At 52.8% G+C, this 2,228-nt stretch carries 5 protein-coding genes; all 5 read right to left on the bottom strand.

The window, feature by feature from the left end; translation table 11 throughout:
* Window positions 1–198: hypothetical protein (locus R3C13_RS14885; RefSeq protein ID WP_371311629.1), on the bottom strand; the 198-nt coding region annotated here is incomplete at its 3' end.
* A gap of 329 nt (window positions 199–527) precedes the next feature.
* Entirely contained in the window at window positions 528–824 is a 297-nt protein-coding gene (locus tag R3C13_RS14880) for a type II toxin-antitoxin system RelE/ParE family toxin (protein WP_371311628.1), read from the bottom strand.
* Window positions 802–1,032 (bottom strand): hypothetical protein, encoded by a 231-nt coding sequence (locus R3C13_RS14875; protein ID WP_371311627.1) that lies wholly within the window; start codon window positions 1,030–1,032, stop codon window positions 802–804. The genes R3C13_RS14880 and R3C13_RS14875 overlap by 23 nt, the downstream gene beginning before the upstream one ends.
* Before the next feature lie 187 nt (window positions 1,033–1,219).
* Entirely contained in the window at window positions 1,220–1,570 is a 351-nt protein-coding gene (locus R3C13_RS14870) for a DUF4288 domain-containing protein (RefSeq protein ID WP_371311626.1), read from the bottom strand.
* Window positions 1,571–1,699: 129 nt separating this feature from the next.
* The coding region (locus tag R3C13_RS14865; protein WP_371311625.1) for a hypothetical protein at window positions 1,700–2,228 on the bottom strand (529 nt) is incomplete at its 5' end.

The raw sequence follows: 2,228 nt of genomic DNA, 5'->3' as shown, positions 1-2,228 counted from the left end.
CTGATGGCGGCTTGCATACGCGTCAGCGAACAAGAGGCGACCATCAGATTCTGGCATTTTTTGGACCGTGAAGCAACGTGTCAGTAATATGGGCAGAACGCCGTCCCTTAACGGCTTTGTTGTTGCAACCTGCCCATTCGCATGGATCGTCGCCGTATCCTCCGCAGTGATCGAGCAGCTGTTGGATGTGTATTTCATCGCGCAACGCCTCTGCGTTAACTGTGTGCCAGTCTTCGGCACGTTCCAATTTGACGGCAAGATTCGAGCGACTCAGATAGTCGAAGTACCAAAGTTGTCGGCACGTCGGACATTCATATAAGTGGATACCGTCTTCGTCCTCGTAGCAGGGTAAACGGACGGACGAATTCCTCGACGTCGTCAGGAAACACTTCGATGTGGTGTTCGTAACCACAAACCATGAGATGACCTGTACGCCTAACGACGGCGTTAACGCGGCGGACGCGTTTGACTATGTTTTCCAAACCCGCTTGACCGCCCGCTCGCGTTCAACGCTTGGTTCGTCCACGTTACCGCCGTTCGAGTAACGCAGCGATATCTGCGGGACGTGACCGACCGTCGAGGACCGCGACCACCTCTACGCCCGTTGTGACCATTCGGTAATAGATAAGGAAAGGATGGCGGCTCGCAATCTTGCGATGGTAACCAAAATGTCTTTCGTGAATACCAGCCGTCTCACTCAGCGAATCAATGTCCTCAAAGATCCGTTGGAAAAAATAATCGCCAGCGTCATAGCCTTGCCGGTCGTAGAAAGCCACTCCTTCGGCAATGTCCAAATGTGCCTCATTGCGAACTTCGACGTTCATCGATAATTCGCTTTACTGCAATCTTAGCCTCAGCAACAGACATATTGGGTTCGTCACTTGGATTCGCGGTGCGGTAGGCAAGTACATCCCCGTGCCAAGCAGGAGATTTCAATGCACGTGAATCAGCAGCCAAACGCTGCCAAAGCAGATCGAACGCAGCCTGCTGCTGCTCGGGGTTCAACGTGTCAATAAAAGTTTCAATTTCCATCGCTCGTCTCCATTGCCCCATTGTAACGCCGTCCAGCGCCGCTGTCGACACATCGAGTTAGTGGGACTAGTGGACGAACGTCACGCATCACGGGCGGTCGGGAATTGACATTGATTTCAAAACCGACTGGCCACCGCCGCTCACGTGCATGCGATGGTTCGTCGCGTCTAACATGTGCGTCGATTGATCATCCGATTTCCGATTCGTCGTCACGTGTATTCCGGCAGCACTCACTTCCTGTGTCGTGGAATCGATCGAGGTATGCGTCAATATCCATGTTTGACTCTCTGATCAGCGAGAACACCTCGACACCGGGACCAAGAGCCGGGCCGTCTTCGTCGAATATATGGAAGGCCATTGCGTACCCAGTGTAGATTGTTGTCTCACTCTCGTAGTCTTTCGAGTATTGCTCGGCTAACGCTAGCGCAGCATCATACGAGTCCGCGCGCACCAGAATCACGCGTTCTTCATAAGCCTGACGTGAAGTCCCTGTTGGTTGGTATACGAGGCGAACGCCGTACCATGGTTCATTCTGCATTGCGGGTGTTCCATGAGCGACGAACGACCGCGATCACGCAATCGCCGCCAGAATATAATGATTAAAATTCGCGGCCGACCGGCGAACCGGCGACTTGCGTGCATCGCTTGGTTCGTCGGCGTTTTCACCTCACGTTGGACCGTCGTTGTCACCCGTCCTTTGTGCGGCTGTTTCAAATTGTTGAAGTATCGATATCGTCTTGTCCCAGTATTCTGATGGTTGGCCACTGCATCTGCAATGGAATTCTCCATTTTTGGTGAAGCTGTGGGGCCCCCAGCATTCACGGACATATTTTTCGCAGGTGAAGTGCTCGTACACGGTTTCAAGATGATGCCTCGATTCGGCATGGCAACATAATCCCCGATCCGCATTAAACGCAGCGAAGAACGAGCAACCGCCACATTGGTCTCCATTCTCGTACTGAGCCTGTAATATAGGGTTGTTGCACCACTGGCTTTCATGAATCGCTTTGGTCTCCGGATTCGACCAGCGATCGACGCAGATCAGATTCTGATTCTTGTCAGACACATTAGCATCCAGAGAGCGAGGTTCGGGAGGCGAAAGAACGAATAACAAACTATCCCAACTGAAGCTTGCGCAACGGCGGGATCGTTTGGCCGTTGAACTGAGACGCTTCGCTGGGGCGGTATGCGGAGCT

This window comes from Hyphomonas sp. (assembly GCF_041398385.1).
Lineage (GTDB): Bacteria > Pseudomonadota > Alphaproteobacteria > Caulobacterales > Hyphomonadaceae > Hyphomonas.
This window is presented reverse-complemented; position numbering and strand designations above follow the sequence as displayed.

What these genes read in the sequence shown, in the direction of transcription:
- R3C13_RS14880 (WP_371311628.1), bottom strand. Translation starts at nt 824, where the DNA reads ATGAACGTCGAAGTTCGCAATGAGGCACATTTGGACATTGCCGAAGGA.
- R3C13_RS14875 (WP_371311627.1), bottom strand. Translation starts at nt 1,032, where the DNA reads ATGGAAATTGAAACTTTTATTGACACGTTGAACCCCGAGCAGCAGCAG.
- R3C13_RS14870 (WP_371311626.1), bottom strand. Translation starts at nt 1,570, where the DNA reads ATGCAGAATGAACCATGGTACGGCGTTCGCCTCGTATACCAACCAACA.